This window comes from Nitrobacter sp. JJSN (assembly GCF_051912485.1).
Lineage (GTDB): Bacteria > Pseudomonadota > Alphaproteobacteria > Rhizobiales > Xanthobacteraceae > Nitrobacter.
Map to the genome: position 1 here is coordinate 22003 of NZ_CP196822.1, position 18034 is coordinate 40036.

General features: G+C 61.1%; 13 protein-coding genes. All 13 read left to right on the forward strand.

Annotation, left to right across the window (positions count from 1 at the left end):
• Positions 1-30 precede the first annotated feature (30 nt).
• The 13 genes from ACSZOQ_RS00145 to ppdK all read left to right on the forward strand — a co-directional run bounded on the left by ACSZOQ_RS00145 (position 31) and on the right by ppdK (position 17727).
• On the forward strand, positions 31-510 hold the full coding sequence (locus ACSZOQ_RS00145; RefSeq protein ID WP_439924105.1) for a DUF2852 domain-containing protein: 480 nt from the start codon (positions 31-33) through the stop codon (positions 508-510).
• A 497-nt stretch (positions 511-1007) separates the two neighbouring features.
• Positions 1008-1721 carry a protein TolQ gene (gene tolQ / locus ACSZOQ_RS00150; protein WP_439924106.1) on the forward strand — a complete coding sequence of 238 codons (714 nt, stop codon included), beginning with the start codon at positions 1008-1010 and terminating at the stop codon, positions 1719-1721.
• 31 nt (positions 1722-1752) lie between these two features.
• Positions 1753-2208, forward strand: a complete 456-nt coding sequence (gene tolR / locus ACSZOQ_RS00155) for a protein TolR (protein WP_439924107.1) — start codon at positions 1753-1755, stop codon at positions 2206-2208.
• A 163-nt stretch (positions 2209-2371) separates the two neighbouring features.
• Entirely contained in the window at positions 2372-3397 is a 1026-nt protein-coding gene (tolA, locus tag ACSZOQ_RS00160; RefSeq protein ID WP_439924108.1) for a cell envelope integrity protein TolA, read from the forward strand.
• Between the two features lie 221 nt (positions 3398-3618).
• Complete coding sequence (gene tolB / locus ACSZOQ_RS00165) at positions 3619-4944, forward strand: Tol-Pal system beta propeller repeat protein TolB (RefSeq protein WP_439925890.1); 1326 nt, start codon at positions 3619-3621, stop codon at positions 4942-4944.
• Between the two features lie 241 nt (positions 4945-5185).
• The gene (locus ACSZOQ_RS00170) at positions 5186-7513 is read left to right on the forward strand and encodes a putative bifunctional diguanylate cyclase/phosphodiesterase (protein ID WP_439924110.1); all 2328 of its coding nucleotides are present in this window, start codon (positions 5186-5188) and stop codon (positions 7511-7513) included.
• A gap of 181 nt (positions 7514-7694) precedes the next feature.
• The gene (locus ACSZOQ_RS00175) at positions 7695-8438 is read left to right on the forward strand and encodes an N-acyl amino acid synthase FeeM domain-containing protein (RefSeq protein ID WP_439924111.1); all 744 of its coding nucleotides are present in this window, start codon (positions 7695-7697) and stop codon (positions 8436-8438) included.
• A 279-nt stretch (positions 8439-8717) separates the two neighbouring features.
• Positions 8718-9212, forward strand: coding sequence for a peptidoglycan-associated lipoprotein Pal (pal, locus tag ACSZOQ_RS00180; protein ID WP_439924112.1), 495 nt, complete (start codon positions 8718-8720; stop codon positions 9210-9212).
• A 310-nt stretch (positions 9213-9522) separates the two neighbouring features.
• Positions 9523-10476, forward strand: coding sequence for a tol-pal system protein YbgF (gene ybgF / locus ACSZOQ_RS00185; RefSeq protein ID WP_439924113.1), 954 nt, complete (start codon positions 9523-9525; stop codon positions 10474-10476).
• Positions 10477-10649: 173 nt separating this feature from the next.
• A complete protein-coding gene (locus ACSZOQ_RS00190; protein ID WP_439924114.1) occupies positions 10650-10955 on the forward strand; it encodes a VOC family protein in 306 nt (101 codons plus the stop codon).
• 257 nt (positions 10956-11212) lie between these two features.
• Complete coding sequence (gene tilS / locus ACSZOQ_RS00195) at positions 11213-12259, forward strand: tRNA lysidine(34) synthetase TilS (RefSeq protein WP_439924115.1); 1047 nt, start codon at positions 11213-11215, stop codon at positions 12257-12259.
• A gap of 395 nt (positions 12260-12654) precedes the next feature.
• The gene (ftsH, locus tag ACSZOQ_RS00200; protein WP_439924116.1) at positions 12655-14577 is read left to right on the forward strand and encodes an ATP-dependent zinc metalloprotease FtsH; all 1923 of its coding nucleotides are present in this window, start codon (positions 12655-12657) and stop codon (positions 14575-14577) included.
• A 336-nt stretch (positions 14578-14913) separates the two neighbouring features.
• Positions 14914-17727, forward strand: a complete 2814-nt coding sequence (gene ppdK / locus ACSZOQ_RS00205; RefSeq protein ID WP_439924117.1) for a pyruvate, phosphate dikinase — start codon at positions 14914-14916, stop codon at positions 17725-17727.
• Positions 17728-18034 lie beyond the last annotated feature (307 nt).

Genomic DNA, 18034 nt, shown 5'->3' on the forward strand with positions numbered 1-18034 from the left:
CGCGGCGCGATGCCGTTCATGGAGAGGCCCATGGCCAACACCGCTGACTACGATCGCTGGAACGGCCCTAACCACATGCAGGGCCAACAAGGTTGCTATCCCTATCCCCGCTTCATGAATGCGCCTTGGCATCCGCTTCGGATCGTCCTGATCGTGCTGGGTTTCATGGTGTGGTGGCCGATCGGCCTTGCGATTCTCTTCTTCACACTCGGGAGCAGAAAAATGGGTTGCTGGAGCAACGATCGTTTCGAAAACAAGATGCAGCGGATGCGCGATCACATGGAGCGCCGGGGCTTTGGCTTCCGCGGCTTCGGGGCGCCCTCCAGCGGTAACCGCGCCTTCGATGAGTATCGCATGGAGACGCTGCGGCGGCTTGAGGAAGAGCAGACCGAATTCAAGGACTTCCTGGATCGCCTGCGTCAGGCCAAGGACAAGGAAGAGTTCGATGCGTTCATGGCCCAGCATCGCACCCGTCCGACGCCGCCGAACGATCAGACACAAGGTCAGTAATCGAGACCAGCAACGGTACGCCGATCTCGCCGGCTTTCGTTATAAGACCTGACGCCGACATGACCGCCCGCCTGCACAACAGGCGGGCGTTTTTTGTGCGGCATTGCCGCGTTGAAGCTCCGAGCCGGCCGGTCACTGATGCGACTGGCGAGTGCGCGCTGGCGGCCATCGGCTCTCGGCGTCTGCCCGGTCCGGCCGCGACCGGCCCTCGGTGTGCAAGGGCTGGGGAACAGGGCAGTTCCGCGGTCGTAATTCCTCTTTGGTAACTCCGCCTTAACCATGATTAGCGTTTGGTTACAGTCGTAAAGATAGGCCGATAGCCCTCGTTTTGACATGTTGGCAGGGGAAGCAGGTCCCGCCTTTGGACGGGCCCTCCATGTGACTCAACCGGGTTGTCGCGTTGGCGCTTTACGCCGCGCGCGATGCATGGCTGCGAAACAGGCGGCGGAGCCGCTCCGGGACAATAGGGGATATCTTGCGTTGAGAGGACACTGCTCATGAATCCGGCCGACGTGGCGCAGTCAGCCTTGCCCCTGGCCTCAGCCGACGTGTCGCTGATTACGCTTTTTTTCCACGCTCACTGGATCGTGAAGGCGGTCATGCTCGGCCTTTTGGGCTGTTCGGTGTGGGTGTGGGCAATCGCGATCGACAAGATGTTTCTTTACGCCCGGACCAAGCGCGCGATGGACCGCTTCGAGCAGGCCTTCTGGTCGGGAGAGTCGATCGAGGATCTGTACCGGGCGCTGTCGGCCAAGCCGACGCAGTCGATGGCCGCCTGTTTCGTCTCGGCGATGCGCGAGTGGAAACGCTCTTTCGAAAGTCAGGCGCGCTCGTTCGCCGGACTTCAGATGCGGATCGAGAAGGTGATGAACGTCTCGATCGCGCGCGAGATCGAACGGCTGGAACGGCGGCTGCTGGTGCTGGCGACGGTCGGCTCGGCCGGTCCCTTCGTCGGTCTGTTCGGCACCGTCTGGGGCATTATGTCGAGCTTTCAGTCGATCGCCGCGTCGAAGAATACCTCGCTCGCGGTGGTGGCGCCGGGCATCGCCGAAGCGCTGTTCGCAACGGCAATCGGCCTTATCGCCGCCATTCCGGCGACTATTTTCTACAATAAATTCACCGCGGAAGTGAATCGCCAAGCTCAGCGGCTTGAAGGGTTTGCCGACGAATTCTCCGCGATCCTGTCACGTCAGATCGACGAGCGGGCTTGAGGTCGGACGGCATGGAAACGGACGGTCCATCATGGCGATGAATCCGGCAGCCTCCTCCTCGGGTGGCGGTGGACGGCGCGGACGGCGGCGGTCACAGCCGATGGCCGAGATCAACGTAACGCCGATGGTCGACGTCATGCTGGTGCTGTTGATCATCTTCATGGTCTCGGCGCCGCTTTTGACCGTGGGGGTGCCGCTTGATCTGCCGCAGACCCAGGCCAAGAGCCTCGAGCAGGACAAGACGCCGCTGCAGTTGTCGGTCGACACCAAGGGCCGGATTTTCATCAACGATACCGAAGTCTCGATGGACGAACTGGTCCCGAAGTTGAAAGCGATTACCGATGCCCGCGGCGGTCTCGACGAGCGCATATTCATGCGCGCCGACAAGAAGGCCGACTACGGTACGGTGGCCCGGGTGATGGGCAAGCTGTCGGGTGCCGGTTTCAAGCGCTTGGCACTGGTCACCGAAGTGGAGCAGGGATCGTAGTGTGGTGGTTCAGAAGTTCGCTTCATTTCTCCGGCGAATCAGTCAAGCGAACTTCTGAACCTAAACCACACTAGAGTTATAAGATTACTAGTGCCCTTTGATTCCGAAGTTCGCATCAAAGGTTGCTGCAAGGGCATGCGAACTTCGGAATCGGGTACTAGGTTTGAAGGTCAAGGTCGACAAGACACTGGCGGCGTCGATTGCCCTGCACGTCCTCGTGATCGGGTGGGGTCTGGTGTCGTTTTCGTCGAAGGCCTTCGAGTCGGTGCCGGAGGAATCCCTGCCGGTCGACATTATCTCTGCCGATCAGCTCGCGCATGTGACGGCGGGCATGAAAACCGGCAAGAAGGAAAACCCGAAGCCGCTGGTCGAGAAGGTCGCCGACCCTACGCCGCCGGAGGACACCGTCGGCAAGATCGACGACAAGAAGCCGCCGGTCGTGACCGACGTGGCGCCCCAAGAACAACCAAAACCAGATGACAAGGCCGCTGCCGAGGCCGCAGCCGCTGCGAAGGCCGAGGCTGCAGCCAAAGCAGCAGACGCAAAGGCCAAGGCGGATGCGAAAGCCAAAGCAGAGGCCGCGAAGGCTGAGGCGGAAGCCGTAGCTGAGGCAAAGGCGGAGGCTCAAGCCAAGGCCAAGGCGAAGGCCGAAGCGCAGGCGAAAGCAAAAGCTGACGCTAAGGCGAAAGCGGAAGCCAAGGCCAAAGTCGAGGCAAAGGCCAAGGCTGAAGCCGAGGCGAAAGCCCAGGCAGAGGCGAAGAAGGCCGAGCGCGTGTTCGACCAATCGAAGATCGCGGCGCTGCTCGACAAGCGCGAGCCGACTCGCCGCTCGGTCACAGGAGACACGCTAAATTCAAACGCCGCGCTCGGCCTTGCCCACGGCAAGTCCGCCGACAACTCGGCGACGTGGGGCGCGCTCTTTCGCAGCCAGGTCGAGCGCTGCTGGAAGAAGCCGTACGGTGGTATCGAAGCGCGAACAACGCAGGCAATCTTTTCGATTAAGCTGAAGCGCGACGGCACGCTGGAGACGACGCCGATCGCGATCAGCAATCCGACCACGCCATATTTCCGCGTCTATCAGGAGAGCGCAATGCGCGCGATCATCGAATGCCAGCCGTATAAGCTACCTGCACAGTTTTTTGATGAGTGGAAATTTTTCGAGCCGGTGTTCACCGAGAATCAGACCTAACGGCGCAGTTATTTGCGCCTAGTACCGCCGATTTGAAATTTCTGTACCACTTGCAGCGGGGTCATCTTCGGGAATTTCAAATCGAAAGCGGTACTAGAATCGTAGAGTTGCTAGTACCCTTTGCTTTCCGAAGTTCGTTAAGGGGATGTTGCGATGTCTCACGAACTTCGGAAAGCGGTACTAGGGCGAGTGGAATGACGAAAAACAGCAGGGTTCCGAAAATGCCGATCTATTTCTCGCGCCGCGAGTTAATTGCTGGCAGTAGCGCAATCGGGTTCGCGCTTGCCAGCCGCCGCGCTTTCGGGCAAGCGCGCGTGCAGGTGCCGGGCGGTGAATACGCGCCAATCCCGATCGCCATTCCGAATTTCGTTGCCGGTTCGCCGTCGGACAGTGAGGTTGGCGCCGGCGTCGCCAAGGTCATCACCAACAACCTCAAGCGCAGCGGGTTGTTCGCGCCGATCGACCAGGCGGCGTATATCGAGAAGATCACCAATATCGACACGCCGCCGCAGTTCGCCAACTGGAAGACCATCAACGCGCAGGCGCTGGTGACCGGGCGCATGACGCGTCAGGGCGACGGGCGGCTCAAGGCAGAATTTCGTTTGTGGGATGTCGCGACCGGGCAGCAGCTCGCAGGCCAGCAATATTTCACATCGCCGGAATACTGGCGGCGGATCGCGCACATCATCTCCGATCAGATTTATGAGCGCCTGACCGGCGAGAAGGGCTATTTCGACAGCCGCGTGGTGTTCGTCGACGAGAGCGGGCCGTCTCAGCACCGCGTCAAGCGTCTGGCCCTGATGGATCAGGACGGAGCCAATGTGCGCTATCTCACGCGCGGTGCCGACCTCGTGATCACGCCGCGCTTTTCACCCTCGACCCAGGAAATCACCTACATGGAATTCGGGCAGGGCGATCCACGGGTTTATCTGTTCAATATCGAAACCGGACAGCGCGAAATCGTCGGCAACTTTCCCGGCATGTCATTCTCGCCGCGTTTTGCGCCCGATGGCCAACGTATCATCATGAGTTTGCAGCAAGGCGGCAACTCGAACCTGTTCGTGATGGACCTGCGCTCGAAGTCGACCACGCGTCTGACCGACACACCGGCGATCGATACCTCGCCATCCTATTCGCCCGATGGCGGCCGCATCTGTTTCGAGTCGGATCGTGGCGGCAAGCCCCAAATCTATGTGATGGGGGCGACTGGCGGCGCCGCGCAGCGTATTTCATTCGGCGAGGGCTCCTACTCGACCCCGGTCTGGTCGCCGCGTGGCGATTACATTGCCTTCACCCGGCAGGGTGGTGGCCAGTTTTCCATCGGCATCATCAAGCCGGATGGTTCGGGCGAGCGGATTCTGACGTCGGGATTTCACAACGAGGGTCCGACCTTCGCGCCGAACGGCCGGGTCCTGATGTTCTTCCGCGATCCCGGCGGCGCTAGCGGTCCGTCGCTCTATACGATCGACGTGTCCGGCCGCAACGAGTTGAAGGTCCCGACACCCGGTTTCGCATCCGATCCGGCCTGGTCGCCCCTGCTCTCATAAGTCCGGTCGTCGCGGGAGGCGAACGTTAATTCATAACCCACCAGCGCCCCGATTCTAACATTCGCAAGAAGTCTCCTGAAACGGGATGCGAATGTTAGAATCGGGCCGTTAGCCTGCTGATTCAGGAAGTAAATTCGGGTTTCGGTGATCGGCTCAACCTCTCGCTAACGATGTTCGCTCAGAAAGGCTTCACTAGCATTCGGTAACACTGTGCGCCCGAAAAAGGATGCGCGCGTCCCCGATGCAATTGGCCGATCACCATCGCGATACCGATACGATGTCGCCAGCGATATATGCGGCGCTCGTGGGTTCGCTTTTTCAGAATCCGACCCCGATGTTCGCCGGTGCGGTTTGCGCGGCGATTGCCGCTCTCATGACCGCGTTGAAGACCGGCAATCATCTGCTGTGGCCGTGTGCGGTGTCGCTGGTCCTGATCGGCGCGCTCCGTAGCTTCGACATGGCGAAATACAAGCGCCGCGGTTCGGACCTGACCGTGACCGAGGCAGGGAGCTGGGAACTCCGATATCAGGTCGGAGCGGTGCTCTACGCGATTGCGCTCGGCGCTTGGTGCGCCATCGCGCTCCTGCTGACCGACGATGCGGTCGCGCATATGATCTGTATCGCTGTCACCACGGGATACGTGGCGGCCGGTGCCGGCCGCGCCTACGGGCGCCCGTGGATTTTCCATCTGCAAATTCTGCTGACCTGCGGACCGATGGCGGGGGCGATGGCGCTCCGCGCCGACCCATATTACCTGGGAATGGCGCTTCTTACCGTGCTGTATTTCCTCGGCCTCGAGAGGATCACGACGAGACTGCAGGCGATTTTCGTTCGCGCCCTGATCGCACGCGAACGCGAAGCGGCGCTCGCCGGTCAGTTCGACACCGCGCTGAATAACATGCCGCATGGCCTGTGCATGTTCGACGCCGATGGCCGCCTGGGCGTGATGAACTACCGCTTCAGCGAAATGATGCATATCGCGGACGGCTTCGTGCATCGCAGCGTTGGTGCGGCGGATGTCATCGCGGCATGCGTGGCCGTGGGAACGATATCACCCGAAAACGGAAGGGCGATTATTTCGGAGCTCGAGAATTCGCAGGCCGGCGCAATCGTGACTGCCGACGCGGATAGGGACTACAGTCGGGCATTGTCGTGGACATTCCAGCCGATGGTTGGCGGAGGCACGGTCGTGCTGGTCGAGGACATCACGGAGCGACGCAAGGCGGAAGCGAGAATCAGTCATCTCGCCCGCTTCGATTCGCTCACGGAACTGCCCAACAGGCTCAGCTTTCGCGACGAAATCGAACGCCTGCTGGCGCTCGCAAACAGCGGGTCTCGGTTGTCGGCTCTGCTGTTCATCGATCTCGATCAATTCAAGCAGATCAACGATACGCTCGGTCACCCATGCGGCGACCGCCTGTTGTGCCTTGTCGCCGACCGGCTCCGCGGTATGCTGCGGCCGGAGGATTTCGTCGCGCGATTCGGCGGCGACGAATTCGTTGTGTTCCAGCAAAACATCCAGTCGCCGGAGGAGGCGGCTGCGCTGTCCCGTCGCGTCGTCGAGCGGCTCACCGAGCGATATGAGGTTGATCGCCACTTGGTCGAGATCGGCGCCAGCATCGGCATCGCATTGACGTCGCCCGGCGTCACCGCCGACAACCTTCTCAAGAACGCCGATATGGCGCTCTACCGCGCCAAGGCGGGCGGCCGCGGAACGTTCTGCTTCTTCCGCCCCGAGATGGCGGAAACCGTCGAAGCGCGCCGCGTCCTCGAACTCGATCTTCGCAAGGCGCTGGCCAACGAAGAGTTCGAACTGTTCTATCAGCCGCTGGTCAATCTGAAGTCGGGACGGATCACCGCTTGCGAGGCGCTGTTGCGCTGGAATCATCCCACGCGCGGAACGGTGTCGCCGATGGACATCATTCCGGTGGCGGAGGAGATGGGCCTCATCATCGATCTCGGCCGCTGGATTTTGCGCAAGGCCTGCATGGAATGCATGACGTGGCCGGAGGGTGTCAGCGTCGCCGTCAATTTCTCGTCGCAGCAGTTTCACCAGCGCGAAATCCTGAGCGAAGTCCGCTATGCGCTGGAGGTTTCCGGTCTTCCGGCGCACCGCCTGGAAATCGAAATCACGGAATCGTCCTTGCTGCGCAACACCCAGTGGACACTCGATGCGCTGACGCAGTTGCGTGCGGCGGGCGTGAGGATTTCGCTCGACGACTTCGGCACCGGCTATTCGAGCCTCAGCTATCTGCACAATTTCCCGCTTCAGAAAGTGAAGATCGACCGCTCGTTCCTCGAGGGGATCGATACGGACCGGCCGCTAACGCTCCTACGCGGCGTAGCGCGGCTGAGTGCCGACCTCGGCATGTCCGTTGTTGTCGAAGGCATTGAAACTAACGAGCAGCTCGAGCTCATCAGCGCCGACGGTACGGTAACGGAAGCGCAGGGCTATCTGTTCAGTCGACCGGTGGCGGCGGCTCGTATACGTCAACTGCTTGACGCTTCCCATGGGCGGCATCAGCGTGGCGATAATGTGAAGGTCCTCCCATCCCGGTCGATCGCTTGAAATTTCTTCCTATAATCCGCCCGCATCCAATTGAAATCTTCTAATCTGACGTGAACGAAACTGTGATACGAATAATATGGAGGACACAAATTAACGCTAATGCTTCGTTACCTTTGCAATAAGTTAGCAAAGCGTTAACCTTCGGCCGTCGGCTGGGATCAAATGGCTCGGGGGTGTTCCAATGAGTTCAGCTCAACAAACAATTGCCAAGCCCGTAGAACGTGGCATCGAGCTTCTCGATCGCATCGATTACCGCCTGATGGAAACGGCGGCGGACAAGGACGTCATCTACCGCCTTCGATATCGTGCCTACCTGAAAGAAGGCGCAATCGAGCCTAACCGCGATCACAAAATCACCGATCGTTTCGACGATATGCCGAACTCTTGGATTTTCGGCGTTTATCTGGATGGTGCGCTCGCTAGTTCCATTCGGCTCAGCATTTCATCGCCCGAATATCCGCTGTGCCCGTCGGTGGACGTGTTTCAAGATTATCTTCAGCCCGAGGTCGATCAGGGCAAGGTCATGGTTGACCCGACCCGCTTTGTCGCGGATCCGGAAATCGCGGGGCGCTTTCCCGAATTGCCTTATCTCACGCTTCGACTGTGCTTCGTCGCCTGCAATTTCTTCAATGCTGATCTAGGACTCGCCACCGTTCGCCCGGAGCACCGTACGTTCTACACGCGCCTGTTCAATCACCAGCCGATGAGCCCGCCTCGCGTCTATCCAGGTCTGATCAAGCCGATTTGCCTGATGGCGGTTGATTTTCCGGCGTCGCGCGAAAAGGTCTTCGCCCGCTATCCTTATCTACGTTCGAGTTATTTCGAACGTCGGATGTTGTTTGAACGCAGGACTGGAGTCCCGGTTCCCGCGTTGACGGGGTCTTCGTTTCCGTTCGCGCGAGCCTCGATCGTCCCCAGGTCGTGATTCGGGGCCTGACTTCCCCGCTGGGGTCTGCGACCGGACGAATTTCCTGCGCAAATGACCGGATATTTGCGGGCTGCAGATTTGCAGAGTCCGAAAACCCGCTGTCGCTTCACCGTCACGCCACATTTGCAACTCATTAACCATCGCGGGCGCTTCTTCCGAAAACTTGGCATTTGATGCAGTCGGGCAACGTCTCATCAAGGTTGACGGAACGTTCGCTTAACCATCGCCCTGTAGAGCGGATGACAGTGGAAAAAGCGTGAGCGTGGAGGCTCCGGAATGTTATATCAGAAGCGATTCCTCCAGGGATTGAAGCTGGCTGCCGTGCTCGCTGTAGCGCTGTCGATGGGTGCATGCGCCAACAAGAACGGCATGGGTGCAGACGGCGCCATGGCCGGGGCCGCTACGCCGGGCAGCCAGCAGGATTTCGTGGTCAACGTCGGCGACCGCGTCTTCTTCGAAAGCGATCAGACCAATCTGTCGCCCCAGGCGGTCACGACGCTGGAGAAGCAGGCGCGCTGGTTGCAGACCTACAATCGCTATTCCTTCACTATTGAAGGTCATGCCGACGAGCGCGGTACGCGCGAGTACAATATCGCGCTTGGCGCCCGCCGCGCGCAGACGGTTCGTTCCTTCCTTGCATCGCGGGGCATCGACTCGAGCCGGATGCGAACCATTTCCTACGGCAAGGAGCGCCCGGTCGCGGTCTGCAACGACATCTCCTGCTGGTCGCAGAACCGCCGTGCCGTCACGGTGCTGAACGCCAGTTCCTGAAGCGTTGCGCATCATCGATTTCAACCGGCGCCTTCGGGCGCCGGTTTTGTTTTGGGCCGCGAGAAAACGTAGAAGAGCGGTCCGGCTTTTGATGGGATCTAAGCCGGGCTCGAGCTTTTTGTATTGACGCGTTTTCTTTATGAGAACTGATGCCCATCTTGGATCAGTTTGAAACGCTATAAGAAGGAGACTGGCCAGCAAGATCGTCGTAAAGTGATTACCGGTGTTGGACCAAGTCACATTTTCGGCGTACTCGGGTTTTCAATGGGTGCGCTTTCGATGTGACGCTCATTTCAATCGTCAGGCCAAAATGTCATCCATGACCCCGATGCTTGCGCGCGCAGCGGCCATTGCCGCGACGCTTGTGCTGTCGTCACCCGCCTTCGCGCAATACGATGTCGACCCTGAAGTCCGCATTCAGCAACTGGAAGAGCAACTGCGAACGCTGACCGGACAGAACGAGGAATTGCAGCACCGGAATCAGGTGCTCGAACAACAGTTGCAGCAGGCGCAGCCGGGAGGCGCGCCGCCCGTTGCTGCCGCTCCGCCGGCGCAATCGACCCCGGCCTACCGGCAGCCGGCCTACGATCAGCGGGGAGGCCAGGCGCCTGTCGTTCAGGAACAGGCGGTGAGCGCACCTGTGCAAGGCCATCGCGGCGATGCCTTCGATCCCAGCCGGAATCCGAACGCGCCGGGTGCACCGCGCGCGCTGGGCGGCGGACAGATGCCGGTGCCGGAAGAGGCCGTGAGTTCGCCGGGCGGCCGGGAAGCCGGCGCGCCGCTCGACCTTGCCAATACCAGTCCACGCCGTCCGGGGGGCTATCCGGCGCCGGACGCCGCTTCGCCCAATACCAACGGCCTGACCACGCTGCCGCCGTCGGCGACGCCGCGCGATGAATTCGATCTGGGCATCGGCTACATGCAGCGGAAGGACTATGCGCTTGCCGAGGAAACCATGCGCAATTTCACCCAGAAATACCCGTCCGGTGCGCTGACCGGCGATGCGCAGTACTGGCTCGGTGAAAGCCTGTTTCAGCGCCAGAAATATCGCGAAGCGGCCGAGGCTTTCCTCGGCGTCACCACGAAATACGACAGTTCGGCGAAGGCGGCAGATGCCTTGCTGCGGCTCGGACAATCGCTGGCAGCGCTGAAGGAGAAGGAAGCCGCCTGCGCCGCGCTCGGCGAAGTGACGCGCAAATATCCCCGCTCCTCCGCGGGCGTGAAGCAGGCGGTCGACCGCGAGCAAAAGCGGGTGAAGTGCTAGCGCATGATCCGCCAAGATGTGAGCGGTTTGGCGAAAAGATCATGCGCGTTCTCAATATGTTTTAGAGCGCGATCGGGCGCAAAACCGGAATCCACGTTTGCTGATCGCGCTCTGGAGAACGGTCGCCGGATCGCGTAGTTTCGGACTGGCTTCCGAGCCAAGGAGCTTGTCCGATGAGCCTTCATGCACCGCGGTTTTGCGCGGCCGCGACCCTGTTCGTGGTTCAGGACGTCCTGAAAACCGTTGCCCATTATCGCGACGTTCTTGGCTTCGATGTGGGTTTCACCTACGGCGATCCGGTTTTCTACGGCGGCGTTGAGCGGGACGATGTCACGATCCGTTTCCAAGCCGCGGACAAGACGCAGCGCCGATCCGGCCAAGGCGCCGTCAACGTATTTGTGACCGAGGTCGATGCGCTTCACGATGAGCTGAAGTCGCGTGGCGCAATGATACTGCAGCCGCCCGGCGATCGCCCCTAGGGTATGCGCGATTTCGATGTCGATGATCCCGATGGCAACCGGTTGACGTTTGGGATGGGCATCGGCGGCTCAAACTAGTGTGGTGGTTCAGAAGTTCGCTTCACTTTCTCTGCAAGCTCCTCAAGCGAACTTCTGAACCCAAACCACACTAGAATCATCAAAGTTGCTAGTGTCCCTATGATTCCGAAGTTCGCATCAAGGTTGCTGCAAGCTCATGCGAACTTCGGAATCGGAACACTAGACTGATTGCGCAGGCAATGAAGCCACCGAAAGCTCCCTCCGCTTTGCAAATATCGGCCAAGGAAGCGAAATCGCTTTTCGCGGACTGGAGAAAGGCGCGCGCGCTGGTCCTTGCCGTGTCTGGCGGCCCGGATTCCATCGCCTTGATGTGGTTGGCCGCGCGATGGCGGCGCGCCATGACGCGTGGTCCTGATCTCATCGCCGTCACGGTCGATCACGGCTTGCGGTCCGGATCCGCGCGCGAGGCGCGGGACGTCAAGCACCTCGCGACCTCGCTCGGAGTGACCCACCGCATCGTGCGCTGGAGCGGCGCGAAACCGAAATCCGGGTTACCCGCAGCGGCGCGAGAGGCTCGTTACCGCCTGCTGGCGAGAACCGCCCGCGCCAATGGCGCATTGCATATCCTCACGGCCCACACCCGCGACGATCAGGCCGAAACGGTTCTGATGCGGATATCGCGCGGCAGCGGCATTGCCGGCCTCTCTGCGATGGCGCGCGAAACGATGCGCGATGGGTTCATCCTGGCTCGCCCGTTGCTGAATGTTCCGAAATCGCGGTTGATCGCGACGCTCGAAAAGGCCGGGATCGGCTATGCGGAGGATCCGACCAATCGCGACGTCAGCTTTACGCGCCCGCGCCTGCGCGCTCTGATGCCGGCGCTGGCGGAGGAAGGATGCGACGCCCGCAACCTGGCGCGGCTGGCATTGCGTCTGTCGCGGGCAAATATCGCATTGGAACTTCTCGTCGACGGCGCCGAGCGCTATTTGGCGCTGCAGGATCGTGGCGTTCAGCGTCCCGGCTTTCAGGCAAAGGCCTTTTCGGTCTTGTCCGAGGAGATCAAAGTGCGTTTGCTGTTGCGGGCGATCGATCGCGTCGGCTGCGAGGGGCCGGCCGAACTGGGCAAGGTCGAGGCTCTGCTGGCGGCGCTCGACAGCGCGGCCGCGGATAGCGGCGATAACGGACGCCGTATCCTGCTGAAAAGGACGTTGGCGGGGGCGCTGGTGACGCTCACCACCGAGCGGGTTTGCGTCGAGCCGGCGCCGCCACGGCGGCGAACTGGCTGATGCGGCCGGGCGTCGCGGGCGTTAACCGTTCGCGGAAACCACTGCGCTATGATGGGCTGAAAATAGACTCCATCCATGCACCAGGTTCCATCATACGCTAACCTGGATAGCTGACGTGCAAGAGTGAGGCGACCCCATGCCGTTTTTTGTCGGCCCGCCCTTGAAAGGTGAAGTGGATCAAAGAGGTGATGGACCGAATGGGCTGGTCCTGACGCGTTGAAATGCCCTATGTCAACTTGTTCTGGCTGAATAGGTTTAATTTGATAATACTCTCGCGCGGTTCCCTTGGCAGCGGCAACCTCCGCGCCTAGATTGTATAAGTGTCAGTACCCCCTATCTATTGAGTCGATGCAGGGACATCCGGCCGCGATCCGCGCGGCCTCGAAGGAAAATCGATGAACGCCAATATGCGCAACTTCGCCCTCTGGGTCATCATTGTCTTGCTCCTGTTGGCACTGTTCACGCTGTTCCAGAATCCCGGCCACCACGCAGCAGCACAGGACATCTCGTTCTCGCAGTTGCTGACGGAAGTCGATCAGAACAATGTTCGCGATGTCGTGATCCAGGGGCAGGAGATTCATGGCACCTTCACCAATGGTTCCAATTTCCAGACCTATGCGCCAACCGATCCGGGGCTGGTGAAAAAGCTCTATGATGCCAAGGTGCAGATCACTGCGAAGCCGCCTGGCGACAGTGTGCCATGGTTCGTTTCGCTGCTGGTCTCGTGGCTGCCGTTCATCGCGCTGATCGGCGTGTGGATTTTCCTGTCGCGCCAGATGCAGGGCGGTGCCGGCAAGGCGATGGGTTTCGGCAAGTCGCGCGCCAAGATGCTGACGGAGGCCCACGGCCGCGTCACCTTCGAGGACGTCGCGGGCGTCGATGAGGCCAAGCAGGACCTGCAGGAGATTGTCGAGTTCCTGCGCGACCCCGGCAAATTCCAGCGCCTCGGCGGACGGATTCCGCGCGGTGTTTTGCTGGTCGGCCCGCCCGGCACCGGCAAGACGCTGATCGCGCGCGCCGTCGCGGGCGAGGCCAACGTGCCGTTCTTCACCATTTCTGGCTCGGACTTCGTCGAGATGTTCGTCGGCGTCGGCGCGAGCCGTGTCCGCGACATGTTCGAGCAGGCCAAGAAGAACGCGCCGTGCATCATCTTCATCGACGAAATCGATGCGGTCGGTCGTCATCGCGGCGCCGGACTCGGCGGCGGCAATGACGAGCGCGAGCAGACGCTGAACCAGTTGCTGGTCGAGATGGACGGCTTCGAGGCCAATGAGGGCGTCATCCTCATCGCCGCGACCAACCGTCCCGACGTGCTCGATCCCGCGCTGCTGCGCCCCGGTCGCTTCGATCGTCAGGTCGTGGTGCCGAACCCCGACGTTGTCGGACGCGAGCAGATTTTGAAGGTGCATGTCCGCAAGGTGCCGCTGGCGCCCGACGTCAACCTCAAGACCATTGCCCGCGGCACGCCCGGTTTCTCCGGCGCCGACTTGATGAATCTCGTCAACGAGGCGGCGCTGACCGCAGCCCGGCGTAACAAGCGCATGGTGACGCAGTCGGAGTTCGAGGAAGCCAAGGACAAGGTGATGATGGGCGCTGAGCGCAAGTCGCTCGTCATGACCGAGGAAGAAAAAATGCTGACGGCGTATCACGAGGGCGGCCATGCCATCGTCGGCCTCAACGTGGTCGCCACCGATCCGATCCACAAGGCGACTATTATTCCGCGCGGACGGGCGCTGGGCATGGTGATGCAGCTCCCCGAGCGCGACAAGCTGTCGATGTCGCTGGAGCAGATGACCTCGCGGCTCGCCATCATGATGGGCGGGCGCGTGGCGGAGGAAATGATCTTCGGCAACGAGAAGGTGACGTCCGGTGCTGCGTCCGACATCGATCAGGCGACGCGTCTTGCGCGCATGATGGTGACGCGCTGGGGCCTGTCGAAAGAACTCGGCACCGTGTCCTATGGCGAGAACAATGACGAGGTGTTCCTCGGCATGCAGGTCAACCGCCAGCAGAACGTGTCGGAGGCGACCGCGCAGAAGATCGACTCCGAAGTCAGGCGTCTGGTCGAAGCCGGCTACAAGGACGCGACCCGGATTCTCGGTGAGAAGCGGGCCGATCTGGAGACGCTGGCCAAGGGCTTGCTTGAGTTCGAAACGCTGAGCGGCGACGAGATCACCGATCTGCTCAACGGCAAGAAGCCGAACCGGGAATCGGTGCTGGAGCCGTCGACCCCGCGCACCTCGGCGGTGCCGCCGGCTGGGAAACCGCGCCCGCGTCCGGATCCCGATCCGGGCCTCGAACCGCAGCCGCAGGCCTGAGGCCATTCGGCGGGTCGACTGACTAACCGCAAACGAAACAGCCCGGCATGAGCCGGGCTGTTTCACGATTCACACCGTGCCGCGAAGTTGGAATCCTGGAGTGTTTTCGAATGAAGCCTGTCCTCGGGCTTGACCCGAGGACGGATACCGATACGCGTGATGAAAATACGTCAAATCAAATTATAGAACACCGCTTCTCATTCCATCAGAAGTGAGCGAGCGGAATCGAGCAGACATCATCCCGCAGCGGAAGCGGCGCCTGCGCAGCTTGCGCGGGGTCGTCAAAACGTGGTGTAAGGCGCACACGCTTTCCCTCACGTGGAATGGTTTCATACCATGGCCAAAGCCGCCTCGAAGTCCAAAAAGCCCGCAGCGAAATCAAAGCCATCTGCAACACCTCGGGCGAAGGCCGCAAGTTCCGGTGGCGCGCGCAAGGCGACGAATAAGGCGACGAAGGCGGCAGCGCCGGTGAGGGACAAGTGGGTCTATACGTTCGGGGATGGCAGGGCGGAAGGTAAAGCGGGGCTGAAGGACCTGCTCGGCGGCAAGGGCGCCAATCTCGCCGAGATGGCCAATCTCGGTTTGCCGGTGCCTCCCGGCTTCACGATTCCGACCTCAGTATGCGCGTTTTTCTATGCGCATGACAAATCCTATCCGAAGGAACTGAAGCCGCAGGTCGAAAAGGCACTGGAACACGTCGCGAAGATCACCGGCAAGGTGTTCGGCGGCGCGAAGAATCCTCTGCTGGTTTCGGTACGATCGGGCGCACGCGCGTCGATGCCCGGCATGATGGATACGGTGCTCAATCTCGGCCTCAACGACAAGACCGTCGAAGCGCTGGCCGCGATGTCGGGCGACCGGCGATTTGCCTATGACAGTTATCGCCGCTTCATCACCATGTACTCCGATGTCGTGCTTGGCTTCGCGCATCATTATTTCGAAGACATCCTGGATACCTTCAAGGACACCAAGGGCTATTCGCTCGATACCGACCTGACCGGCGACGACTGGATCGAGATGGTGGGTAAGTACAAGACTGCCGTTGCACGCGAGACCGGCAAGGACTTTCCGCAGGATCCTTATGAGCAGTTGTGGGGCGCGATCGGCGCGGTGTTCTCCTCGTGGATGAACGCACGGGCGGTTACCTATCGCCGCCTGCACAATATTCCCGAGTCATGGGGAACCGCCGTCAACGTGCAGGCCATGGTATTTGGCAACCTGGGCGAGACGTCGGCGACCGGCGTGGCGTTCACGCGCAATCCGTCGACCGGCGAGAGCCGGCTCTACGGCGAGTTTCTCATCAATGCTCAGGGCGAGGATGTGGTTGCGGGCATCCGCACGCCGCAGGACATCACCGATGCGGCGCGCACGGAGTCCGGCTCCGACAAGCCGTCGATGGAAACGGCGATGCCGGATGCCTTCAAGGAGCTGACGCGCATCTACACCCAGCTCGAAAAGCACTATCGCGACATGCAGGACATGGAGTTCACCGTCGAAGACGGCAAACTCTGGATGCTGCAGACCCGCAGCGGCAAGCGCACCGCGCGCGCCGCGTTGCGTATCGCGGTCGAATTGGCCAATGAGGGCCTGATCTCGAAGAAGGACGCAGTGGCCCGCATCGATCCGGCCTCGCTCGACCAGTTGCTGCATCCGACCATCGATCCCAACGCGACGCGCGACGTGATTGCCACCGGCCTGCCGGCGTCGCCGGGCGCCGCGGCCGGCGAGATCGTGTTTTCCCCCGATGACGCGACCAAGCTGCAGGCTGACGGCCGCAGGGTCATCCTGGTGCGGATGGAGACCAGCCCGGAAGACATCCACGGCATGCATGCCGCCGAGGGTATCCTGACCACGCGCGGCGGCATGACCTCGCACGCGGCGGTGGTCGCGCGCGGCATGGGCAAGCCCTGCGTCTCCGGCTGTGGCGGCATCCGCGTCGACTATGGCCGCGGTACCATGATGGTCGGCGACCGCACCTTCAAAGCCGGCGACGTCATCACCATCGACGGCTCGCTCGGCCAGGTGCTGGCGGGGCAGATGCCGATGATCGAGCCCGAGCTGTCCGGTGAGTTCGGTACGCTCATGAGCTGGGCCGATCAGATTCGCAAGCTCGGCATCCGCGTCAACGGTGACACGCCGGCGGACGCGCGCACGGCGGTGCGGTTCGGCGCCGAGGGTATCGGCCTGTGCCGTACCGAGCACATGTTCTTCGAGGAAACGCGCATTCGTACCGTGCGCGAGATGATCCTTGCCGAAGACGAGCAGGCGCGGCGCGCCGCGCTGTCGAAGCTGCTGCCGATGCAGCGCGCCGATTTCGTCGAGCTGTTCGAAATCATGAAGGGTCTGCCGGTCACGATCCGGTTGCTCGATCCACCGCTGCATGAGTTCCTGCCGCATACGCAAGCTGAGATCGAGGAAGTCGCGCGTGCGATGAACACCGACCCGCGGAGGCTGGCTGATCGCGCCCGCAATCTGGCCGAATTCAATCCGATGCTCGGCTTTCGCGGCTGCCGCCTCGCGATCGTCTATCCCGAGATCGCCGAAATGCAGGCGCGGGCGCTTTTCGAGGCTGCGGTTGAGGCCGGCAAACGCACCGGAAAGGCAGTTGGCCTCGAGGTGATGGTGCCGTTGATCGCGACCAAAGCGGAGTTCGATCTGATCAAGACGCGGATCGATGCGACCGCGCAGTCGGTGATGCGCGAGAGCGGCACCAAGCTGAGCTATCAGGTCGGGACCATGATCGAACTGCCGCGCGCCTGCCTTGTGGCGGGCGAGATCGCGGAAAGCGCGGAGTTCTTCTCGTTCGGCACCAACGATCTGACGCAGACGACCTTCGGCATCAGCCGTGACGACGCCGCGAGCTTCCTCGGCACCTATATCGCCAAGGGCATCATGGAGATCGACCCGTTCATCTCGATGGACCGCAACGGTGTCGGAGAACTGGTGAAGATCGGCGTCGCCCGCGGCCGCAAGACCCGTCCGAACCTCAAGGTCGGCATTTGCGGCGAACACGGCGGCGATCCGGTGTCGGTAGCGTTCTGTCACGAGATCGGATTGAACTACGTGTCGTGCTCGCCCTATCGCGTACCGATCGCGCGCCTTGCCGCTGCGCAAGCTGCGCTCGGAAAGACCATCGCGAACCGCGCGTGATGCTTGTCCCGATCGGGAATTTGACGGCCGCATCCTGGATAACAACCACGGCTTTTTTCTTCGCGCGCATTTCCCGCACCCGACGTTCACCGCCAGCGGCGTTGACCTGATCTTTACCATTCGGCCGGAGCTATCGTTTACCAACGTTTGCGGTATCCGCGCGCGACCGCGAACGCGTCCTTGCCTGTGATACGCGCGCATCGCCGATTAACGCCCTCGCAACTTTAATTGGATATTACCGAAATCGATCGAAATGCACACAAACGTGCGGACCGATCGCGTGTATGTGTGGCGTTGCGTGAGCGTA

What these genes read in the sequence shown, in the direction of transcription:
- ppdK (WP_439924117.1), top strand. Translation starts at nt 14,914, where the DNA reads ATGGCCAAAGCCGCCTCGAAGTCCAAAAAGCCCGCAGCGAAATCAAAG.
- tolQ (WP_439924106.1), top strand. Translation starts at nt 1,008, where the DNA reads ATGAATCCGGCCGACGTGGCGCAGTCAGCCTTGCCCCTGGCCTCAGCC.
- tolB (WP_439925890.1), top strand. Translation starts at nt 3,619, where the DNA reads ATGCCGATCTATTTCTCGCGCCGCGAGTTAATTGCTGGCAGTAGCGCA.
- ybgF (WP_439924113.1), top strand. Translation starts at nt 9,523, where the DNA reads ATGTCATCCATGACCCCGATGCTTGCGCGCGCAGCGGCCATTGCCGCG.
- ACSZOQ_RS00145 (WP_439924105.1), top strand. Translation starts at nt 31, where the DNA reads ATGGCCAACACCGCTGACTACGATCGCTGGAACGGCCCTAACCACATG.
- ftsH (WP_439924116.1), top strand. Translation starts at nt 12,655, where the DNA reads ATGAACGCCAATATGCGCAACTTCGCCCTCTGGGTCATCATTGTCTTG.
- ACSZOQ_RS00170 (WP_439924110.1), top strand. Translation starts at nt 5,186, where the DNA reads ATGCAATTGGCCGATCACCATCGCGATACCGATACGATGTCGCCAGCG.
- ACSZOQ_RS00190 (WP_439924114.1), top strand. Translation starts at nt 10,650, where the DNA reads ATGAGCCTTCATGCACCGCGGTTTTGCGCGGCCGCGACCCTGTTCGTG.
- ACSZOQ_RS00175 (WP_439924111.1), top strand. Translation starts at nt 7,695, where the DNA reads ATGAGTTCAGCTCAACAAACAATTGCCAAGCCCGTAGAACGTGGCATC.
- pal (WP_439924112.1), top strand. Translation starts at nt 8,718, where the DNA reads ATGTTATATCAGAAGCGATTCCTCCAGGGATTGAAGCTGGCTGCCGTG.
- tilS (WP_439924115.1), top strand. Translation starts at nt 11,213, where the DNA reads ATGAAGCCACCGAAAGCTCCCTCCGCTTTGCAAATATCGGCCAAGGAA.
- tolR (WP_439924107.1), top strand. Translation starts at nt 1,753, where the DNA reads ATGGCGATGAATCCGGCAGCCTCCTCCTCGGGTGGCGGTGGACGGCGC.